Source organism: Picosynechococcus sp. PCC 73109, from assembly GCF_001521855.1.
Classification (GTDB): Bacteria; Cyanobacteriota; Cyanobacteriia; order Cyanobacteriales; family MRBY01; genus MRBY01.
On sequence record NZ_CP013998.1, the window covers coordinates 926,780 to 946,601 of the forward strand.

The following is a 19,822-nucleotide window of genomic DNA, read 5'->3' on the forward strand; positions in this document are numbered from 1 at the left end:
TCAAGGATTCAAACTAATGATTAGATGTGATTGGGATTAAAGTTTGGCAAAAGCGAAGAATGTGTTCGGCGACGAGGGTTGTTTGCTCCACATGGGGGAGGTGGCCACAATTGGGAATCCAGTGGAGGGTGCTATTGGGTAAGCCCTGTTGAAAGCGATGGGCTGCTTTTGTGCCAAGGATTCGGTCTTGTTCACCCCAGAGAATTAAGGTGGGTTGCTGGATCTGCTTCAATTTGGGATAAAAAGAGCCATAGCCACCGCCTTTTGTAAATTGAATCAAGGCTTCCTGCCAGCGATCGCACTGGACATGCATCGCGCCACAGAGTACCGCATCTGTTGTGACTTTTGTTTTATCGAAATAGGCACTCTGGCAAATCTTTCGGCGGATATTCATACTCCCTAAAAATTGTGTAGCCCACCGATCCAAAGGCGGTACCATCGCAAAGCGGCTGAGGGGTTTTGGGGCCAGACCAGCACTATCTAAGAGGACAATTTGCTTGACCGCGTCGGGGTAGCTCAGGGCAAATTCGAGGGCCACCGCCCCACCCATAGAGGCACCAACAATCACTACCGGGCGATTAATTTGCTGTTGCCAAAACTGGCAGAGGTGGGTTTTGATGGTTTCTGGGGTAAAGGGAAGCTGTTCTGGTCGCTCCGTAAAACCGAAACTGAGCAAATCCACGGCCCAAACAGGATGCTGCTGGGCTAATTTGGGCAAAAGATAGCGGTATTCTAAAACTGAGCTATCAAAGCCATGGATGAGGAGAATGTCTTGGTCGCCGCTGCCCTGTTGGACAAAGTTCGTCAAGATGGGATTTGTCTGAAGCGGAGTGGCGATCGCCACCTGTTGGAGCTGCTGGGCGAGGCGAATCGCATCAAGTTCCGTAAGCTGGTTAACCAGAGGCGGTAAAAAGGAAGGATACATAGGGGATTTCAACAAATGCAGCCAAATTGCCTACTTATTGTTACAGGTTTGCCCCTGGCCTACAAGCAAACGGTGTCCGAGAAAATTTAGGGAGCTAGGGCACGCTCAAGCAAAATTGTATGCTTGGGTAGTTGTGGTTTTTCGACAATAATAGAATAGTAGGAATTAGTTCCTTAGAGCTCTTTGTGCCAGTTGACATTTCCCAATTTAAGTTACAGCTACCCATTGTGATTCACCTGCCAAAATCTGTCCAAGCTCCATCAGGATCGTCATGTTCCATTTCCCGCAACCGCCCTTGAAACTATCCCGACGGTTTATCCTCATTATTGTGCTTGCCTTAGCCTATTACGGGACCGCAGAAATTTCTCGCCAGGTTGCTTCGACCCCTCAATCCGTTACCCCTATATGGCCCCCCGATGGCATCGCCCTGGCAGCAACATTCATCTATGGCTATCAAGTATTGCCAGGGGTATTTCTTGGCTCTTTTTTGGCGAATATTTGGGCTTTTTTTCAGGGGGGAAATCTCAATCAAGCCCTTACTTCAATTGTGCAGGTATTGGCGATCGCCCTAGGCACTACAAGTGGTATGGGCTTGGGTAAATACTTACTAGATACCAAAATTCAGCGCAAAAATCCCCTCAAAAAGCTTGACGATCTCTGCAAGTTTCTTTTATTGATCGGTATTTTAACCCCGGCAATCAATGCCACAGCCGGAGTTTTTGCCCTTGCCATCGGCAATACAGTCACTTGGGCAAACTTTGGAGAATCTTGGTTAACTTGGTGGATTTCTAACGTTTCTGGAATCTACATTTTTACCCCGGCCCTAATTAGTTGGTATGAGCTATTTCAACCACAAACCTTAAATCGTCTCATTCAAAAAGCAATTTTCACTTTTAACAAACATTCTAAAAAGCCCGCTAAACTTGCCTGGAAATTATTGCTTGAAACAAAATTTGTTGAGGCCCTGAGCCTACTCACAATTATTTTGTTGATTAGTTATATTTCCTTTTCTCAAGATCTCCATTTGGAATATATGCTCATTCCCTGTCTGGTGTGGGCCGTGATTCGTTTTGGTCAATTTGGCGCGACAAATCTTATTTCCCTCGTGACAATGTTAGCGGCACTCGGCACTGTGCGGGGACTGGGTTCCTTTGCCAGTGAAGATATCAACGAATCTTTACTACGCTTGCAGTTATTCACAGTGGTCATCGTGGTGACTAATTTGAGCTTAATGGCGACTTTAAGAGAAAAAAAAGAAGCCTTTAACAATTTGCGCCAATCTAAACTCCACCTCCAAGAAAAATCATCACAACTTGAACAAAGCAAAATAATCCTGAAAGAAAATGCCTTTTTATTAGAGCAACAAAACTTAGAACTCATCGAAGCCAAACAAGCAGCAGAAAATGCGAATCGCACCAAAACACGGTTTCTGTCTAGTATGAGCCATGAGTTGCGCACCCCTTTAAACGCCATTTTAGGGTTAGTGGAACTGCTCAAAGATTCTGATAATTTAGACGAATACGAACGGGGAGATTTACAAACCATCAGTGACTCAGGGATTCACCTACTCCATCTCATTGAAGATATTTTAGATATTTCTCGCATTGAAGCGGGAAGAGTCGAGCTTCATTTTCAAGAAGTAGATTTTTCCAAATTTCTCCAAGGGATTAAGGGCATTATTCAAGCGCAAATCAATACCGATGCCATTGAATTTATTTGTGAATTCCCTCCCAAGTTGCCAGCAGTGGTGAGCATTGATGAAAAAAAGCTTAAGCAAGTATTGTTAAATCTCTTGCATAATGCAGCGAAATTTACAGAAAAAGGCCAGATTATTTTTCGTTTAAAACTTCATTCTTTTCCCGATTTGAGTGAGACCTATACATTGCTCAATTTTGAAGTTGAAGACTCTGGGATTGGTATCGAGCCTGATAAACTCAACTTAATTTTTCTGCCTTTTGAACAAACTGGTAAAGCCAAATTTAAAACCCAAGGAACTGGTTTAGGTCTCGCCATTAGTCAAGAAATTGTCCGGATGATGGGCGGCAAAATTTCAGTGACGAGTCAGCCGGGCGTCGGCAGTAAATTCGAGTTTATGATCTGTACTCAAATTGTCAATAAACCTAGTGACTCCCTTGAAAAAAAGCAAAATCCTTTGTTTGTTTTTGATCGAGAGTTGGCGACGAAACTGCCCCTGAAGATCCTCTTAGCGGAAGATAATTTAACGAATCAAAAGGTTGTCGCAAAGATCCTAAAGAATTTAGGTTATCAGGTGGACATCGTGAGTAATGGTTTGGAAGTCCTAGAGGCAGTTGAACAGCAAATTTATGATGTGATTTTGATGGATATTCAGATGCCTGAAATGGACGGCTTAGACGCCACCAAAGCATTACTTAAACTAAATTTGGAGCCACATCCCTATGTTATTGCGCTGACGGCCAATGCTATGCAGCATGATCGGTTGGCTTGTTTGGAGGTTGGGATGGATGATTACATTACCAAGCCTGTGCGGTTGGATTTGTTGGTGCAGGCCCTGTGGCGATCGCAATGTTGTCGCCTCGTATTTTAATGTGTTTGCCGATGAACCCTAGATTTAGCAAAAATCTGTGCCCCCGGTATTTGTCTTTAGAATAGTAACGACTAAAACCAAAATTTAAGGATTGACCCCATGGATGTGAAAGCGGCGATCGCCTATGCAGCAAAAGAACCCCTCAAGGTAGAAACCGTCCAACTCGAACCCCCCAAAGCTGGAGAAGTGCTGGTAGAAATCAAGGCGACGGGGGTTTGTCATACCGATGCCTACACTCTATCTGGGGCCGATCCAGAGGGGCTATTCCCGGCGATCCTGGGCCATGAGGGGGCTGGGGTTGTGGTTGAAGTGGGGCCGGATGTTAAAAGTCTGAAACCGGGCGATCATGTCATTCCCCTCTATGTGCCAGAATGCCGCGAGTGCGAATATTGCCTCAGTTTTAAAACAAATCTCTGTCAGGCGATCCGACTCACCCAAGGCCGGGGTGTGATGCCCGATGGTACCGGACGTTTTTCGATTAATGGTGAGTCGCTGTTTCACTACATGGGCACCTCCACCTTTGCTAACTACACCGTGGTGCCAGAAATTTCCCTGGCAAAAATCCGCGAAGACGCCCCCTTTGATAAGGTTTGCTACATTGGCTGCGGTGTCACCACGGGGATCGGGGCGGTGATCAATACGGCGAAAGTTGAAGTAGGTTCTAAAGTGATTGTCTTCGGCTTGGGGGGCATTGGCCTGAACGTGATCCAAGGCTGCCGTATGGTGGGGGCAGATATGATTGTCGGCGTCGATACCAATGACGACAAAAAGGCGATCGCCGAGAAATTTGGCATGACCCATTTCGTCAATCCCAAGGAAGTCGAGGGTGATCTCGTGCCCTACCTGGTGGATTTAACAAAAGGCGGTGCGGACTACACCTTTGAGTGTATTGGGAATGTCAACGTAATGCGCCAAGCACTAGAAAGCTGTCACAAAGGTTGGGGCGTTTCCACCATCGTTGGGGTAGCGGGCGCAGGCCAAGAAATTAGTACCCGGCCATTCCAGTTGGTGACGGGGCGCGTCTGGAAAGGAACCGCCTTCGGGGGCGCGAGGGGCCGCACCGATGTGCCGAAAATTGTCGATTGGTACATGGAAGGCAAGATCAACATCGACGATCTGATTACCCACACCATGCCCCTTGAAAGGATTAACGAAGCCTTCGATTTGATGCACGCCGGAGAATCTATCCGCAGCGTGGTCACCTTTTAGGTCATCAAAATTGGTAGGGGTTTACCATGGTAAGCCCCCATAGCACGATCAAATTAACGATGACAAACCTTGTTTTAACGAAAGAAACCCTCTGTTTTGGCGGCAAAGTGCAGTATTACCAGCACGATTCTGAGGCGTGCGGTGTGCCGATGAATTTTGCGGTATTTGTGCCGCCCCAAGCCGAAACTCGACCCGTACCAACGCTTTATTATTTATCAGGTTTGACCTGTACTGAGGAAAATTTCACCACGAAGGCAGGCGCCCAAAAATATGCCGCAGACTATGGCTTAATGCTCGTGGCCCCCGATACTAGCCCTCGCAATACGGGCATTGCCGACGAGGATAAAGATTGGGATCTTGGCAGTGGTGCCGGTTTCTATGTGGATGCAACCCAACAGCCCTGGGCAAACCATTACCAAATGTACAGTTACATCATCGAGGAACTGCCCAAACTCATCGAAGCGAACTTTTCCGTGACGGCGAAACGGGGGATTTTTGGCCATTCCATGGGAGGTCACGGGGCGCTCATTTGTGCCCTCCGGCAGACTGATTTCTACCAGTCGGTGTCTGCCTTTGCGCCGATTGTTGCGCCGAGCCAGTGCCCCTGGGGAGAAAAAGCGTTTACTGCTTATCTGGGCACGGATAAAACCCTCTGGGAAAATTATGATGCGACGGCTCTCTTACAAAAAAATGGCCCTTTAAAGTACCCAATCCTGGTGGATCAAGGCAGCGCCGATGGTTTTTTGGAGAAACAATTACTGACAGAAAAATTGGCGATCGCCTGTGAAAAAGTCGGTCAACCCCTCACCCTCCGCTACCAAGACGGCTATGACCACAGCTATTTTTTCATCGCCACTTTTATGCTTGACCATATCCGGCACCACGCCCAATTCCTGATTGGCTAAATGTTTTCGCCGAACCTGTTCCATAATGGGAACATCAGTTTAGGTGTGAGCCAAGCGTTACAGAGATTATGATTGGGCAGTTACTCGATGGCCGCTATCGCATCGTCAAATCCTTGGCGGCGGGAGGCTTTGGGCAAACCTTTATCGCCGAGGACATCAAACAGTTCAACAAGCCCTGTGTCGTTAAGCAGTTTAAACCCAGTTTTTCTGATCCCGAAGCCCTGAAGGTGGCGCGGCGGCTTTTTGAAGCGGAAGCCCAACTGCTCAATCGCCTGGGAGACCATGATCAAATTCCCCACTTGCTCGCCTATTTTGAAATCAATCAAGAATTTTTCCTGGTTCAGGATTTTGTTGAAGGCCATAGTCTCGAGCGGGAAATCACCGTCGGCAAAAAACTTAGTGAAGCCTATGCGATCGCCCTGTTAAAAAGTATCCTCGAACCCCTCAGTTTTATTCATAGCCAGAACGTGATTCACCGGGATATTAAACCTGCAAACCTGATTCGGCGGAAACAGGACGGCAAAATTATTCTGATCGACTTCGGCGCCGTGAAAGAACTGGCATGCACCCAAATTAATGCCCAGGGTCAAACCCGTGTCGGCACCATCATTGGCACCCCTGGCTATATGGCCAACGAGCAAGGCCGGGGCAAACCTAAACTCAGTAGTGATATTTTTTACGCCACAGGCTTGATTATTATCCAGGCCCTGACCGGGAAGCTCCCTCCCATGGGTTATCGTAGTGGCGACGAGCTCTACGAAGATCCCCAAACTGCAGAGATTCTTTGGCGTCAGGATGCCCAGGTGAGTTCAGAATTTGCGGCGATCCTAGATCAAATGATTTGTTTCGATTTCCGCAGTCGTTACCCATCGGCCATGGCCGTAAAAGCCGCTCTCCAATCCCTGACGGGGCCCGCCCAACCCATCGCCAAGCCAGCCATTAATCTCCAAAAAACGAATTTGCAGGAAGCAGCAGTGCCCGCAACGGTGGTGAGTGGTGGCTTGGGTCAAAACATTCAAGGACAAGCGCCCCTCGCCGCTCCCCCAAAAACCCACTGGGCGAAGTTTCTATTCCGTGCCGTGCAACGGTTTATCGGGGTGTCTTTGCTAATTATGGGGCTGCCGATTGCGATCTATGGTCTTGTGGAAGGGGTCAATGAAAATGTCTCCCAGGAGGACCGCGAAGGGGCGATCGCCGCCTTTATTATTTTCGGGGTTCCCTTTACTGGAACAGGCTCATTCATGCTGTGGCGGTTAAATCGTCAAGTGCGGAAGGAAAAATTTGACTCCGACTGGCTGCGGCAAAATTTCTACCAAACCCTCAGTGAAACCAATGGCGAAGTGACGATACTTCGTTTCGCCCAAAGTACCCAACTTTCCGGCAAAGAAGCACAAAAATATCTCGACGCCAGGGCCAAGGAATTTAATGGCACGACCCGGCGATCGCCTGACGGGGAAATTCTTTATTCTTTTAAGCTCTAGCCCAAATTTTTAGGACGCAGCAAATACTTGGGGGGTTGCCGATTGGATCTTAATTTCGACCCGCGACCCGACGGGAACCAATTGGTTGACTCCCATGCGGGCATGGAGACATTTCCCCGAATCTGTCTGGAGACAATAGCGGTATTCCCGGCCCAAAAATTGCCGCTCCTTCACAATGACCGGGGATTCTGGCTGGGGAATCAATTCCAATTCCTCCTCCCGCACCATTAATTCTCCCTCGGCGGCCTGTTCTGGGGGGGCGATCGCCACTTTAAATTCACCGATCTCCGTGCGCCAAACCCCACCGATCCACTGGGCCGGTAAAAAATTTGCATGGGTGACAAATTCCGCCACAAACCGAGAGGCCGGGCGGGTATAAATTTCCTCTGGTGTGCCCAACTGCTCCAAATTCCCCTGGCGCATCACCGCAATCCGATCCGAAATGGCGAGGGCTTCTTCTTGGTCGTGGGTGACAAAAATCGCCGAAATGCCCGCCGCTTTAATAATTTGGCGAATCTCATGGCGGAGGTGATGGCGCACCTGCACATCCAAATTACTCAGGGGTTCATCTAACAAAATTAACGAAGGACGGGGTGCTAGGGCGCGGGCAAGGGCGATCCGTTGCTGTTGTCCCCCAGATAGCTCGTGGGGATAGCGCTTTTCTAGGCCCGCAAGTCCCACTAAATGCAAAATTTCCTGAATTCGTTGGCGAATTTCCTGGCGGGAAAATTTGCGTTCACGGTGGCGCAACCCAAAGGCAATGTTATCGGCGATGGTGAGGTGGGGGAACAGGGCGTAGTCTTGGAAAACCATCCCGGTATTCCGCCGCTCTGGGGGAAGGCAATTTTCTGGGGTACTAACGGGTACGCCGTTGAGAATAATTTGTCCTGCGCTGGGCTGCTCAAACCCGGCGATTAAGCGCAGTAACGTCGTTTTACCGCAACCGGAAGGCCCTAAAAGTCCGAGAATTTCCCCCTGTTTGAGTTGAAACTGAATATCTTTGACCGCTGGTAGATCTTGGGCACTGAAACGTTTACAAAGACTTTCGACACGTAGGATGGGGGAATCATTCATGGGGGTTTAACGGTGACTCTAATGGCAGGGCCTTGAGACAATTCCCAGAGGCGATCGCCAATCAATTAAGAACTATTCTCAACTGCTGCATCATAACATAGGAATATTTAGTTTGATCGATCAACGGCAAGATATTTTGCACAATCGGGGAAAAGTGCCTTTGTTCTCCCTGGGGTGCTGTGGGGGAGATTCCACGGTAAGCTAGAAGAACAATTATTTTTGCTCTATTGATATTCACAACAGAACCGTTAATGACTCTACCGAAAACCCTTGAAGCCCATGAAAATGGACGTTTAGTCTGGGATATCGCGGCTGCGGCCGATGACCGGAAAGCCGAAGATATTACGATTTTGAAGGTAGATCAAATTTCCTATCTGGCGAATTTTTTTGTTGTGGTGACAGGATTCTCGCGGACTCAGGTGCGGGCGATCGCCGATGCCATCGAAGAAAGATTAGAAACAAAATATGGCAAAGTGCCCCTACGGATGGAGGGCAAAAGCGAAGGGATGTGGATTCTCCAAGATTATGGCGAAGTGATTGTACACATCTTCTTACCCCAGGAACGGGAGTTTTATAACCTCGAAGCCTTCTGGGGCCATGCCGAACGCATTGAATTTGAGCCTACCCTTCCTTAGATTTTTTGAGATGAAGCGTCAAGGGTATCTTTTTAAAAGCCTGGACTCTTTCTCGTAATTAATTAAATTAGTTCTGATCAGGATCGCAATGGTGCGTTAGTCGCCGTTGCGATATATTACGCTTGCCATTTATTTTCTCAGAAAAATGCTGCGTGACGTTCCGATGAAGGGTGATTAATTCTCCTCCCAGAAATCACAAAAGGCTTTATCTCTTTACAGTTAAACCCAGCTAAAAAACGATTTTTCAAGGCTTGTTGATGACTTTTGCTTAGTGAAAAATCAATATTTCTTTAAGAAGAAATGTAACAGTAGATCTCAGTTTTTAAGGCATTTCCAACCCCAGAGAAAGTTATTAAGTTTCCCAAAATCTTCGTGAATTTTTTTGGCGATCGCCCCGGAGATTCCCTTTTAAGAATTTTTTAAGATATAGAATAAACGTGAATTGAAATAGCAGCCCGTCACCGTGATTCTGTCCAGTCATGGCATGGAATTAGCGCTATTTTTTTGTTTTGTGGGTCGAAATCCATGAATGTTCAACAATTACTACGCGCCTACGAACATGGGGAACGAAACTTTGCCGGGATTAACCTGCAAGGGGCCGATCTCCGGGGTGAGGCATTAATTGGCGTCAACTTCCAGGGGGCCAACCTCATGGGTGCGAATCTGAGTCGAACATTTTTACTGAAAGCCGATTTGTCTGGGGCGGCATTAAATTGGGCAAACCTCGCCCATGCCAAACTAAACGATGCCCAGCTTGTTGGTACAGATTTAACGAAAGCGACCTTAGACGGGGCCTTTATGGTCAATGCTCAACTGATCGAAGCGCGTTTGTGTGGGGCCAGCCTAGACCATACCAATCTACGGGGCGGGAATCTCCGGCGGGCTAATTTGTGTGGCGCGAATCTCGCCCGGGTGAACCTACGCCAGGCAAACTTAAATCAGGCAAATTTAGCTTGGGTCAATGCCCAGGAAGCACGCCTAGGCCATGCGGATCTCCAGCACGCTAATTTACACCATGGCAATTTTAGCCGCGCTTTTTTACGGGATGTAAATTTGCTGGGCATGGATTTAGCAGGGCTAAATTTTTCAGGGGCGAAACTTTATGGCGCTAATCTCCGGCAGGCGAATCTCCAGGGGAGTAATCTCGTCGAAGCCAATCTAAAGCTCGCCTGTTTAGTCGAGGCAGATCTACGGGGAGCAAAGCTCGTCGGGGCAAAATTAGAAGGGGCAGACCTGCGGAATGTGTTGCTCGAGCCAGAAAATTTAGCGTATTTACCGGGAATCGATCGTCCGGTGCTGGCTAATTTGACCTATCACTCACCGGATGCCCATGGGGGCTGGCAAGGGTTACCCCAAGCCGTTGGTTAGTTGTCAGTCAGACCTCGCCCAGAGATAGGCAGGGACTGCAAGTTCTGTTATGTTTAAGGACTTAGACAGTCTGGGAGACAGCCGAAGGGAATGGCTATTTTGCGCAGTGTACGGTTGGCGATCGCCTGTGGTTTAGGCAAAACAATTACAGCGATGGTACGGGGCCTCAAGCTCAGTGCGGGCAGTGTCTTACCGGGGGCGATCGCCCGACGCATTTTTCCAGAGATTCTGCCGGATCTGTTCCAACAGGCGAAAAAAGGCGTCATTTTGGTGGTGGGCACAAATGGCAAAACCACGACTTCACTCTTAATCAAAGCAATCCTCACAGCCCAGGGCTATAAGCTCGCCCACAATGCTACCGGGGCAAATTTGATCAATGGTTTAACGACGGCCCTCCTGGAACACGCGAATCTTTTTGGCCAGCTCGACATTGACTACGCGATCCTAGAAGTGGATGAAAATATTATTCCGATCCTCCTCAAAACCTGCTCCCCGACCCATATCCTCGCCCTCAATTTATTCCGTGACCAACTCGACCGTTACGGCGAAGTCGATACCATTAGTCAGCGTTGGCAACAGGCGATCGCCCCCCTCCCGCCGGAAACCACGATTATCGTCAATGGCGACGACCCGACCCTCAATGATCTGGGGCAAAACCTCAGCCAAACGGTGAAATTTTTTGGCCTTAATGAACCAGACCTATACCTAGAGGCCATCCCCCACGCTGTCGATTCCATTTATTGTCCCCGCTGCGGTGCACCTCTCACCTACAAAGGCGTTTACCTCTCTCACCTCGGCGATTACCACTGTGATAGTTGCGGCTTTGCCAAAAATCCCTTAGATATCCATAGTCCAGACTGGGGTCAAATCCTCATCGGCGTTTACAACAAATACAATACCCTTGCTGCCGCTCTCTTGGCGGAAACCCTGGGCATTCACCGGGACATCATCAACGAGCAGATTCAGTCGTTTAAAGCAGCCTTTGGTCGGGCGGAAGAATTAACCGTCCAAGGAAAACCGGTGCGGATTCTGTTGTCAAAAAATCCCGTGGGCATGAACGAAACAGTCCGCGCCGTCACTGATTTACAGCAGCAAGGGAAAACGAGCACCGTCCTCGTCGTACTCAATGACCGCACCCCCGACGGCACCGATGTGTCCTGGATTTGGGATGTGGATCTCGAAAAGCTCACCCAATCCCTCGGCAAAATTATCATCAGCGGCGATCGCACCTACGACATGGCCCTGCGGCTGCGCTATTGCGAAGGGGCTGCCGAATTAATTGTGGAACCGGATTTAACAAAAGCCCTCGACCAGGCGATCGCCCTTAGTCCAGCCGAGCAAACCCTCCATATTCTGCCTACCTATTCAGCGATGTTAGAGGTGCGCCAAATGTTGACGGGCCGCAAAATTTTGTAGGCTAGCAAAAATAAATTCTGCTCTCCAGCGCCACCGTTTTTTTTGATGGATACCACGACGCAAATTTTGTTTGAAACTGGCAAGGATGCTTTTCTCCAGGGGGAATATCGCCAAAGCATCGACTATTTCCAGCGCACCGTTGCAAATCTACCTCCCTATTCCCGCGAATCTGGGGAAGTGCAACTTTGGCTTGTCAGTGCGTACCAGGCGAACAATCAAGGGGAAAAGGCGATCGCCCTCTGCCGTGAACTAATGACCCATCCCTTTGCCAGCACCAGTCAACGGGCCCAGCGACAACTGTACATCCTCGAAGCTCCCAAACTTGAACGGCCCAAAGAGTGGCTCACGGAAATCCCCAGCTTGGATAACCTTGATCCGGCAAAATCGCTCTACGTCGAAGGCAAGAAAAAAGTGGAAACCAAAGAACTTGCCATCGAGGATTTGGAAGATCTATCCCAAATCGAAACCCAGGATAATCAGTTTCTCTGGTGGGCTTTGGGCTTGGGTCTCGTGGGCTTGACCAGTTGGGGCATTTGGGGCGGTTAGAATCTCCAGCAATCCAAGAAGGGTGGGGTGGTGCGGTAGGATTTGAAAGCTGTGGCTCCCTTCCCCTCGGTATGATCAAACATTCGTCAGCCTCAACTTTAGAATATTTACCACCCCTAACAGAACTGGGGATGATTCTCCTGCCGATCGCCCCTGGCTGGGGGGTTGCTTGTCTGGGGATTCAAATGATTATGTTGTTAAAACAGGCTGGACGACAGCTATGGCAGCAACCGTTAACTTGGATTTTTGGGGCCATTTCAATTTGGCTATTTGGAGTAACGGCGAGCGCCCCCTATCCTTTGGAATCGTTGTTGGGGGTTGCTAACTTTGTCCCGTTTTTCCTAGTTTTTCTCGCTTTCTCGACCCTCTTTAATACCTTGGAACGTTTGGAGCGCTTGGCGTGGCTGATTGTGGCCCCTTCTTTGGCGATCGCCGTTTTAGGTTTAGGGGAGCTTTGGTTTGGCTGGCGGACGCCCCCTCTGATTTGGCAACTGTTTGGCTGGGGTTTGACAGGGGAAGGAAATCCCCCCACACGGTTGTCCTCCACGTTTATGTATGCCAACATTTGCGCCGCCTATCTGCTGATGGCTTTTTTATTGGGGGTGGGGCTGTGGTTGCGGGATTTCGCTTGGGGGAAGTTACGGCAGTCCCGAATTTTTCTCTATCTCACTGTGACCCTACTCCTGGATGGCATTGCCCTGATTTTGACAAATTCCCGGAATGTCTGGGCGATCGCCTTTTTAGGACTGTTTATCTATGCCATTTATGTGGGCTGGTGGTGGATTTGTGGCTTTGCAACGGGCTTCGGTACCGCCATTCTCGGCGCATCTTTTGGCCAAACCCCCTGGCGGGATCCCCTGCGTCAGATTGTGCCTTACTATTTTTGGGGACGTTTATCGGATCAAATGCACCGTGGCCGTGCCATCGAAGATCTCCGCATTACCCAGTGGCAGTTTGTCCTGGACATGATTCGTCAGCGGCCTTTGACGGGGTGGGGCATCCGCAGTTTTACCCCCAGTTATGAAGTGGCGATGAACCGTTGGCTGGGCCACCCCCACAATTTTTACTTGATGCTCACTTCTGAAATTGGCATTCCCTTTGCGACCTTGTTGATCGGTACTATTGGCTGGCTCTATGCCCAAGGGGTGCTGGCCTGGCGCAGGTTGTCTGACCGGGGCGATCGCCTGTTGTTGTTTAGTTATCTGATGGCTTTTGGCGGTTATGTTTTGTTTAATACCCTTGATGTGACGGTGCTCGATTTGCGTTTAAATTTATTTACTTGGTTACTCCTGAGCGCGATCTGGGGTTTGGGGCAGCAGATAAATCAGGCCAGAAATCAAAGTCAAAGCGACAGCCAGCCAGAATAAACCGAAAGCCAATATTTCCCCTTGGGCGGTAATTGGGTAAATTAACAAGGCGATCGCCGCAATTTGGGTCACTGTCTTTGCCTTTCCCCAGAGATTTGCCCCCTGAATTTTCTTTTCTCCGGTGACGCGCCAGCCAGCAATGGTCAGTTCCCGCGCCAAAATCAGGAAAACGCCCCAAGCAGGAATTTGTTGTAGATGAACCAAAGATAATAGCGGCGCTGTGACCAGCAGTTTATCCACGAGGGGATCGAGAAATTTGCCTAAATCTGTCACCTGATCCAGTTTGCGGGCTAAATAGCCATCCAGCCAATCGGTCAGGGCCACGACGAGAAAAATAATTAGGGCAATGAGACGTAGTCTCGGCGTCGGATTTTCTAACAGAAACAAGAGGAAAGGCACACCCGCCAATCGAGAAACCGTGATCCAAGTGGGTAAATTCATATAAACTTCTCAGAACAACCTAACCTCCCATCATGTCACACCAATGTCTGTTTCCATGACACGCGTTGCCCTCTTTGGTACCAGTGCTGATCCGCCTACGGTGGGCCACCAAGCAATCCTCCACTGGCTCAGTGAACATTACGATCAAGTGGCGGTTTGGGCTGCCGATAATCCCTTTAAAAAACATGGGGCATCCTTGGCTCAACGGTCGGCGATGTTGCAGTTGGTAATCGAGGATTTAGGTTGTGACAATGTTCTGGTGGATGAACGTCTCAGCGATCGCCGCAGTTTACATACTCTCCAGCGCGCCCAGACTATTTGGGGTCAAGAAACAGCATTTTTTCTGGTAATTGGCTCTGATCTGGTCAGTCAAATTCCCCGTTGGTACCGGGCCAAGGATCTCCTCCGACAAGTTACTCTCCTCATTTTTCCCCGCCGGGGCTACCCTCTCCAACCAGAAGCACTCCAACAACTAGAAGCCCTCAAGGGTTCCTGGGAAACAGCTACCTATGTGCCACCCTCGGTTTCTTCCAGTGAATATCGCAGTGAAGGCAAACAAAAGACAGTTATTCCCGCTGTTACTGAATATATCCAGACTCACAATCTATACCAAGAGCTTTCTTGAGTCGTTTAAAAATTACGCATCAGTCGGGGCGATCGCCGTTTTGGATAGGGTCTTGGGGGAGGATTATTGGGATTTTTGCTGTAGCGTACCCGCAGTTGTTCCCGCACATCCCAAAACACATCCCGTCGCAAATAGGGATATAGCCCTACCCAAAGATTCAGTCGAGGTACATAGGCATCCGTCACTTTTAGTTTGGGGCCGAGATTGCGCTGATTCGATAACACCAACAATTCAACGGCTTGGCCTGGCTTGAGGTTGCGATGGATGGGGGCGACTGGGGCTTGAATGCGGGCCAAATAGCCTTCTTTGTCGCCGACTTCTAAGTTAATGCGGCGTTCTCGATTTTCGACCCGCAACAAACGACCAAGTTTATCGACTTCTTCCTGGGTACGGACAATTTCTTCGGTGAGGTAAACATCGAGAATCTTGCCCCGCCAAAAAAAGCAGTAGGCTTGCCGTCGATATTCTGCGTTTTTTAGACTGGCTGAGTAGATGGGCGACCAAAACCAATACAAACCACCAATGATTTGGGTCAGGAGCCGCAGAGAATCAGTTTCTCGCAGCAAGAGGCCCAGTAAATAAAACAAGACCACCAAAATAAAGGAGATTAGGGCGCGTCGTAAAAAATCTTCGGTTTTCCCCCAGTAATATTGGTATTGCTCGGCGCTGGCGACCAGGGGAATTAGTTGTTCAAATTTCTCTTGGGTAATGGGAATGAGCATTGGTTAATCTTGGGTGCCCTCTTGTGGCGATCGCCCTTGATGATCCTGAATGATTTTGGTCACTGCTTCAACAGAATCATCGACAATCTCGGCAATTTCCTCCACCGAAAAATTCCTTTGTAAAAGACGAAGTACAACTGAAATTTCTTTTTCCCGCTGACCTCGACTAAGAATTTCGTTATACCAAGGCGATTCCCGAAGTACAGTCATATCCCACCTCATAATTTGTTGAACAAGGGGCAGCTCCAATACAAAGCTAGCAAAAAAGGCCAACAGCGGCTCCAATTCATCGAGTCGTTCTTCTTGACGGAGTTGGTGAACCGCCTCTCGAATTAAGGTTTCATCATTGCCCCCGGCGAGAATCGGGACAAAGGGCAACAACGAGGTTAGGGATTGGGCCAAAACCAAATTAGCTTCCACCTCCCAAAGGTTAATCACCTGATAATCCTGCCTCGTTTGTAACCCTTTAAACACCGCTTGGTAGGAAGTCGGAATCTGGGGTTTGCTTGCCGGGGGCAGAATATTGATTAGCACTGGGTAAACGGGCAAGTTGAATTTTTCCCGCGCTAGGGCTGCATAGGCCGTCATCCGCCGGGGCATCTGGGCGGTATAACGCAACTGCAATTCGTTGAGCAGCAGAAAATCGCCATCTTGGGGACAGGTCACGCGCAACAGCACATCGCTATCCCGGCTGACCCACTGGAATTGGGGATCGATAAATTCCTGGGCCTGGAGCGTTTGATCCCCCATGACCCACTGCACCCAGGCATCGGGGTTAAGACTAATGAGACGTTTACTGCCAATATCGGCGGATTTAGCCATAATTTTGGCAAGAACTACAGGATATTTTCTAAGCCGTAAACAAGGGTATTCAACTCGGTCACTTTACGAATCGAGAGCAGTACACCGGGCATATAACAGGAGCGATCGCTGGTGTCGTGGCGTAGGGTATAGATTTGACCAGGGGCACCGAAAATCATTTCTTGGTGGGCGATTAGACCAGGCAACCGAACGCTGTGAATGCGGATATTATCTTCGGTGACAGCTCCCTTTGCACCGGGCATTTCTTCTTTTTCCTCTACTTCAGCGGGATTGAATTGCTTGCCGAGTTCCGCCAACATCTGCGCCGTTTTAATCGCAGTGCCGCTGGGGGCATCGGCTTTTTGGTTGTGGTGTAGCTCGATGATTTCGACGTGATCAAAATATTTAGCGGCCTGTAATGAAGCCTGTTGCATGAGGACGACGCCAATGGAAAAGTTGGGAATAATCAATGCTCCAGTGCTGGCTTTTTCGGCAAATTCCTTGAGGTCATTGATTTGTTCTGCGCTTAATCCTGTGGTTCCCACAACAGGACGCACCCCGTAGGCGATCGCCGCGCGCGTATTCGCATAAACCCCACTGGGATGGGTAAAGTCCACCATCACCCCTTGGATTTTGCTCTGGGTCGCCATGACCAGGGAAGCCTCTAAATCATTCACAATGGGCACTTCAATCGCACCACAGCCCGCAACTTCCCCTGCATCCTGACCGAGGAGCGCCGGATTTTTATCCACAGCAGCGACAATTTCTAGATCCGCTGCCCCAGCCACTGCTTTGACCACTTCCCGGCCCATTTTGCCACCGGCACCGTTGATCACGACTGGGATTTTGTTGATATTTTCCATGACTTCCCTTAGAAAACTTTTTTAAAAAGCTTGACACAAGATCGCCAAAGTCACAATAATTGAAGTTTGTGTGAATTAGAGTAGACAAACCCTTGGCTAACGTAGTTGTCATTGGTGCCCAATGGGGTGACGAAGGAAAAGGAAAGATCACGGATTTACTGAGCAAATCCGCCGATGTTGTCGTGCGCTCCCAAGGGGGCGTGAATGCAGGACACACCGTCGTTGTGCAGGGACAAACTTTTAAGCTTCATCTAATCCCTTCCGGCATTTTATATCCCGATACCGAATGTATCATCGGCTCAGGGACGGTCATTGACCCGAAAGTCCTCCTCGAAGAAATTGATCAGCTCCACCGTCTGAATGTTTCGACGGAAAATCTGTTTATCTCCCAAACCGCCCACGTGACGATGCCCTACCACCGTTTAATCGATGGGGCCTCCGAAGAAATGCGCGGCGATCGCAAAATTGGCACCACCGGACGGGGAATCGGCCCGACCTATGCCGATAAGTCCGAACGGACGGGAGTACGAGTTCTAGACCTCATGGATCTTGATAACTCCCAAGACAAATTCGTTTGGGCGATCAAATACAAAAACGTCATTCTCGAAAAACTCTACGATCTGCCTCCCCTAGATCCCCAGGAAGTCATCGAAGAATATCGCGCCTATGCCGATGCGCTACGTCCCCACGTCGTAGACAGTTCCCTGAAGGTTTTTGAAGGCGTCAACGCGAAGAAAAATATTCTCTTTGAAGGCGCCCAGGGCACGCTTCTCGATATTGACCACGGAACCTATCCTTACGTCACTTCCTCTAACCCCATTGCTGGGGGGGCTTGTGTGGGTGCTGGCATTGGCCCCACCATCATTGATCGCGTGATTGGCGTCGCTAAAGCCTACACCACGCGGGTCGGTGAAGGGCCGTTCCCCACAGAACTCGACGACGAGATCGGCGAACTCCTTGGCCATGTGGGTGCAGAATTTGGGACAACCACGGGGCGGCGGCGGCGCTGCGGCTGGTTTGATGCCGTTATCGGACGTTACGCGGCACGGATCAATGGCCTAGATTGTCTAGCGATTACTAAATTAGATGTGCTCGATTCCCTCGACGAAATCAAGGTCTGTGTGGCCTACGAAATCGACGGGGAAGCTTGTGAACACTTCCCGAGTAATGCTAATCTGTTTGCTCGTTGCCAGCCGATTTACAAGACAATGCCCGGCTGGAAACAGCCCACGAGTGATTGTCGTTCCCTCGATGAGTTGCCCAAGGAAGCGCTTGCCTACTTGAAATTCCTAGCAGAATTAATGGACGTGCCGATCGCCATTGTTTCTCTAGGGGCAGGTCGAGAACAAACGATCATCGTCGAAGACCCAATCCATGGCCCCAAACGGGCTTTGTTGGATCGTAACGGTGAACCCATCGGCTAAGCCTGCTATTTTTTAACTTTTTATTTTCTAACGCTATTTATTTAGGTTATTTCCCATGTCTTTAACGATTGAATGTCAAGCTCGCCCTGAAGGGGTTAACCCCCGTGCACTCCGCCGTGACGGCCTCCTACCCGTCAACCTCTATGGCCATAAGGGTGCTGATTCTGATGTTTTTGTGGTGAACTACAAAGATGCCCTAACGTTGCTGAAAAAAGTAACCCCCAACGAAACCGTAGTTGAAGTCAAAACCCCCGATTGGTCTGGCACTGCGGTTGTGCGAGAAATCCAGTCCCACCCCTGGAAGCGGAATTTACTACACCTCAGCTTTTTCCACACGGATGCTGCGTAAGGACACCTAATTTGATTGGTTAAGATGGGGAGGGCGTCACAGAAAGTGCCCTCTTTTTTTGTGGCTTGATAGTGAATGGGAACAGTTATGACAACGGCAACGGCCACCTGGACAAGGCGACATATTCTGTCACTGATGGATTTTTCGGTGGCGGAACTGGATGCGGTACTGCAGACGACTACTAGCTTACGGGATGTCTTATTTCGTCGCATGAAGAAGGTGCCCGCGCTGCAAGGGCAGGTGGTCACAAATATGTTTTTTGAGCCATCGACCCGTACCCGGAGTAGTTTTGAGTTGGCGGCGAAACGGCTTTCGGCGGATGTGATGAATTTTGCGCCGGGATCTTCGTCCCTGAGTAAGGGGGAAACGATTTTGGATACAGCGAAGACTTATCTGGCCATGGGGGCAGACATTATGGTGATTCGCCACCAGCAATCGGGTGTTCCCCAGGCGATCGCCGCCGAGATGGATCGGATAAATTCAGGCGTCAGTATTCTCAATGCGGGGGATGGCCTCCACGCCCACCCGTCCCAAGCCCTATTGGATCTGTTTACCATTTGCCGGGTACTCGATCCCGAAAATCCCCGGTGTGAACTTTTGCGGGGCAAAAAAATTGCCATTGTCGGGGATATTATGCACTCTCGGGTGGCCCGCTCGAATATTTGGAGTTTGACCACCGCTGGGGCCGATGTCCACTTAGCCGCGCCGCCCACTTTGCTCCCAGAAGGATTTCGGGAATTTGCCACGGACGCCGCGGGAAGCCTCAAGCTCCACTGGGACATTGAACCTGCTCTCAAAGACGCCGATTTTGTGATGACCCTCCGCCTGCAACATGAGCGGATGACCGCCCATCTCCTCCCCAGTTTGCGGGAATATCATCAACGGTTTGGCATTACAGGCGATCGCCTTAAATTTTGTCAACCAGATGTTAAAGTGCTCCATCCGGGGCCTGTGAATCGTGGGGTAGAACTCGCCTCCGATGTGATGGATCATCCTGCCCTCAGTCTTGTTTCTGAGCAGGTGACCAATGGCGTCGCTGTACGGATGGCGTTGCTTTATCTCATCGGTAGCAGCAAGGCCAATGGTTCTCTCAATTAAGCATTGG

Annotated in this window: 19 protein-coding genes; 13 read left to right on the forward strand and 6 right to left on the reverse strand. The window is 49.5% G+C overall.

Going from position 1 to position 19,822, the window contains the following annotated elements; translation table 11 throughout:
• Window positions 1-13: 13 nt before the first annotated feature.
• Window positions 14-925: an alpha/beta fold hydrolase gene (locus tag AWQ23_RS04490; RefSeq protein WP_012306494.1), complete on the reverse strand. Its 912-nt coding sequence runs from the start codon at window positions 923-925 to the stop codon at window positions 14-16.
• Between the two features lie 271 nt (window positions 926-1,196).
• Between AWQ23_RS04490 and AWQ23_RS04495 the strand changes: the two genes are divergently transcribed.
• The 4 genes from AWQ23_RS04495 (at window position 1,197) to AWQ23_RS04510 (ending at window position 7,086) form a co-directional block, all read left to right on the forward strand.
• Complete coding sequence (locus tag AWQ23_RS04495; RefSeq protein ID WP_062432981.1) at window positions 1,197-3,491, forward strand: MASE1 domain-containing protein; 2,295 nt, start codon at window positions 1,197-1,199, stop codon at window positions 3,489-3,491.
• 99 nt (window positions 3,492-3,590) lie between these two features.
• A complete protein-coding gene (locus tag AWQ23_RS04500) occupies window positions 3,591-4,700 on the forward strand; it encodes an S-(hydroxymethyl)glutathione dehydrogenase/class III alcohol dehydrogenase (RefSeq protein WP_062432985.1) in 1,110 nt (369 codons plus the stop codon).
• A gap of 59 nt (window positions 4,701-4,759) precedes the next feature.
• Complete coding sequence (gene fghA, locus AWQ23_RS04505; protein WP_062436505.1) at window positions 4,760-5,605, forward strand: S-formylglutathione hydrolase; 846 nt, start codon at window positions 4,760-4,762, stop codon at window positions 5,603-5,605.
• A 68-nt stretch (window positions 5,606-5,673) separates the two neighbouring features.
• Window positions 5,674-7,086, forward strand: coding sequence for a serine/threonine-protein kinase (locus tag AWQ23_RS04510; RefSeq protein ID WP_062432990.1), 1,413 nt, complete (start codon window positions 5,674-5,676; stop codon window positions 7,084-7,086).
• 9 nt (window positions 7,087-7,095) lie between these two features.
• Here AWQ23_RS04510 and AWQ23_RS04515 read toward each other — a convergent pair whose 3' ends face one another.
• Window positions 7,096-8,160, reverse strand: a complete 1,065-nt coding sequence (locus AWQ23_RS04515; protein WP_012306499.1) for an ABC transporter ATP-binding protein — start codon at window positions 8,158-8,160, stop codon at window positions 7,096-7,098.
• Between the two features lie 251 nt (window positions 8,161-8,411).
• On the opposite strand from AWQ23_RS04515, the gene rsfS reads away from it, so the two are divergent.
• From rsfS to AWQ23_RS04540, 5 genes are all read left to right on the forward strand, one after another.
• A complete protein-coding gene (rsfS, locus tag AWQ23_RS04520; protein WP_062432992.1) occupies window positions 8,412-8,795 on the forward strand; it encodes a ribosome silencing factor in 384 nt (127 codons plus the stop codon).
• Between the two features lie 525 nt (window positions 8,796-9,320).
• On the forward strand, window positions 9,321-10,163 hold the full coding sequence (locus AWQ23_RS04525) for a pentapeptide repeat-containing protein (RefSeq protein WP_232308959.1): 843 nt from the start codon (window positions 9,321-9,323) through the stop codon (window positions 10,161-10,163).
• Between the two features lie 90 nt (window positions 10,164-10,253).
• Window positions 10,254-11,579, forward strand: coding sequence for a Mur ligase family protein (locus tag AWQ23_RS04530; protein ID WP_062432998.1), 1,326 nt, complete (start codon window positions 10,254-10,256; stop codon window positions 11,577-11,579).
• A gap of 45 nt (window positions 11,580-11,624) precedes the next feature.
• Entirely contained in the window at window positions 11,625-12,125 is a 501-nt protein-coding gene (locus AWQ23_RS04535; protein WP_062433001.1) for a hypothetical protein, read from the forward strand.
• 71 nt (window positions 12,126-12,196) lie between these two features.
• Window positions 12,197-13,492: an O-antigen ligase gene (locus AWQ23_RS04540; protein WP_232308960.1), complete on the forward strand. Its 1,296-nt coding sequence runs from the start codon at window positions 12,197-12,199 to the stop codon at window positions 13,490-13,492.
• On the opposite strand, the gene pgsA is transcribed toward AWQ23_RS04540, so the two are convergent.
• Window positions 13,409-13,933: a CDP-diacylglycerol--glycerol-3-phosphate 3-phosphatidyltransferase gene (gene pgsA, locus AWQ23_RS04545; RefSeq protein ID WP_062433004.1), complete on the reverse strand. Its 525-nt coding sequence runs from the start codon at window positions 13,931-13,933 to the stop codon at window positions 13,409-13,411. The genes AWQ23_RS04540 and pgsA overlap by 84 nt on opposite strands.
• 55 nt (window positions 13,934-13,988) lie before the next feature.
• Here pgsA and AWQ23_RS04550 point away from each other — a divergent pair, with 55 nt between their 5' ends.
• Window positions 13,989-14,558: a nicotinate-nucleotide adenylyltransferase gene (locus tag AWQ23_RS04550; RefSeq protein ID WP_062436508.1), complete on the forward strand. Its 570-nt coding sequence runs from the start codon at window positions 13,989-13,991 to the stop codon at window positions 14,556-14,558.
• Window positions 14,559-14,563: 5 nt separating this feature from the next.
• Here the strand turns inward: AWQ23_RS04550 and AWQ23_RS04555 are convergent, their stop codons facing one another.
• Genes AWQ23_RS04555 through dapB form a run of 3 tightly spaced genes read right to left on the reverse strand, consistent with a single transcriptional unit; the run spans window position 14,564 to window position 16,944 of the window.
• Entirely contained in the window at window positions 14,564-15,280 is a 717-nt protein-coding gene (locus AWQ23_RS04555; RefSeq protein ID WP_012306507.1) for a hypothetical protein, read from the reverse strand.
• A gap of 3 nt (window positions 15,281-15,283) precedes the next feature.
• Window positions 15,284-16,102: a hypothetical protein gene (locus AWQ23_RS04560; RefSeq protein ID WP_062433007.1), complete on the reverse strand. Its 819-nt coding sequence runs from the start codon at window positions 16,100-16,102 to the stop codon at window positions 15,284-15,286.
• Window positions 16,103-16,116: 14 nt separating this feature from the next.
• A complete protein-coding gene (gene dapB, locus AWQ23_RS04565; protein WP_030007534.1) occupies window positions 16,117-16,944 on the reverse strand; it encodes a 4-hydroxy-tetrahydrodipicolinate reductase in 828 nt (275 codons plus the stop codon).
• A gap of 92 nt (window positions 16,945-17,036) precedes the next feature.
• Between dapB and AWQ23_RS04570 the strand changes: the two genes are divergently transcribed.
• From AWQ23_RS04570 to AWQ23_RS04580, 3 genes are all read left to right on the forward strand, one after another.
• Complete coding sequence (locus AWQ23_RS04570) at window positions 17,037-18,368, forward strand: adenylosuccinate synthase (RefSeq protein WP_012306510.1); 1,332 nt, start codon at window positions 17,037-17,039, stop codon at window positions 18,366-18,368.
• Between the two features lie 55 nt (window positions 18,369-18,423).
• Complete coding sequence (gene rplY, locus AWQ23_RS04575) at window positions 18,424-18,717, forward strand: 50S ribosomal protein L25 (RefSeq protein ID WP_012306511.1); 294 nt, start codon at window positions 18,424-18,426, stop codon at window positions 18,715-18,717.
• An 87-nt stretch (window positions 18,718-18,804) separates the two neighbouring features.
• Window positions 18,805-19,815, forward strand: coding sequence for an aspartate carbamoyltransferase catalytic subunit (locus AWQ23_RS04580; RefSeq protein WP_041443396.1), 1,011 nt, complete (start codon window positions 18,805-18,807; stop codon window positions 19,813-19,815).
• The last annotated feature ends 7 nt before the right edge of the window (window positions 19,816-19,822 follow it).

Excerpts from the sequence above, each read along its gene's own strand:
- AWQ23_RS04510 (WP_062432990.1), top strand. The coding sequence starts at position 5,674 with ATGATTGGGCAGTTACTCGATGGCCGCTATCGCATCGTCAAATCCTTG.
- AWQ23_RS04555 (WP_012306507.1), bottom strand. The coding sequence starts at position 15,280 with ATGCTCATTCCCATTACCCAAGAGAAATTTGAACAACTAATTCCCCTG.
- AWQ23_RS04515 (WP_012306499.1), bottom strand. The coding sequence starts at position 8,160 with ATGAATGATTCCCCCATCCTACGTGTCGAAAGTCTTTGTAAACGTTTC.
- fghA (WP_062436505.1), top strand. The coding sequence starts at position 4,760 with ATGACAAACCTTGTTTTAACGAAAGAAACCCTCTGTTTTGGCGGCAAA.
- AWQ23_RS04550 (WP_062436508.1), top strand. The coding sequence starts at position 13,989 with ATGACACGCGTTGCCCTCTTTGGTACCAGTGCTGATCCGCCTACGGTG.
- rsfS (WP_062432992.1), top strand. The coding sequence starts at position 8,412 with ATGACTCTACCGAAAACCCTTGAAGCCCATGAAAATGGACGTTTAGTC.
- rplY (WP_012306511.1), top strand. The coding sequence starts at position 18,424 with ATGTCTTTAACGATTGAATGTCAAGCTCGCCCTGAAGGGGTTAACCCC.
- AWQ23_RS04495 (WP_062432981.1), top strand. The coding sequence starts at position 1,197 with ATGTTCCATTTCCCGCAACCGCCCTTGAAACTATCCCGACGGTTTATC.
- AWQ23_RS04525 (WP_232308959.1), top strand. The coding sequence starts at position 9,321 with ATGAATGTTCAACAATTACTACGCGCCTACGAACATGGGGAACGAAAC.
- AWQ23_RS04540 (WP_232308960.1), top strand. The coding sequence starts at position 12,197 with ATGATCAAACATTCGTCAGCCTCAACTTTAGAATATTTACCACCCCTA.
- AWQ23_RS04580 (WP_041443396.1), top strand. The coding sequence starts at position 18,805 with ATGACAACGGCAACGGCCACCTGGACAAGGCGACATATTCTGTCACTG.
- dapB (WP_030007534.1), bottom strand. The coding sequence starts at position 16,944 with ATGGAAAATATCAACAAAATCCCAGTCGTGATCAACGGTGCCGGTGGC.
- AWQ23_RS04500 (WP_062432985.1), top strand. The coding sequence starts at position 3,591 with ATGGATGTGAAAGCGGCGATCGCCTATGCAGCAAAAGAACCCCTCAAG.
- pgsA (WP_062433004.1), bottom strand. The coding sequence starts at position 13,933 with ATGAATTTACCCACTTGGATCACGGTTTCTCGATTGGCGGGTGTGCCT.
- AWQ23_RS04535 (WP_062433001.1), top strand. The coding sequence starts at position 11,625 with ATGGATACCACGACGCAAATTTTGTTTGAAACTGGCAAGGATGCTTTT.
- AWQ23_RS04490 (WP_012306494.1), bottom strand. The coding sequence starts at position 925 with ATGTATCCTTCCTTTTTACCGCCTCTGGTTAACCAGCTTACGGAACTT.
- AWQ23_RS04530 (WP_062432998.1), top strand. The coding sequence starts at position 10,254 with ATGGCTATTTTGCGCAGTGTACGGTTGGCGATCGCCTGTGGTTTAGGC.
- AWQ23_RS04560 (WP_062433007.1), bottom strand. The coding sequence starts at position 16,102 with ATGGCTAAATCCGCCGATATTGGCAGTAAACGTCTCATTAGTCTTAAC.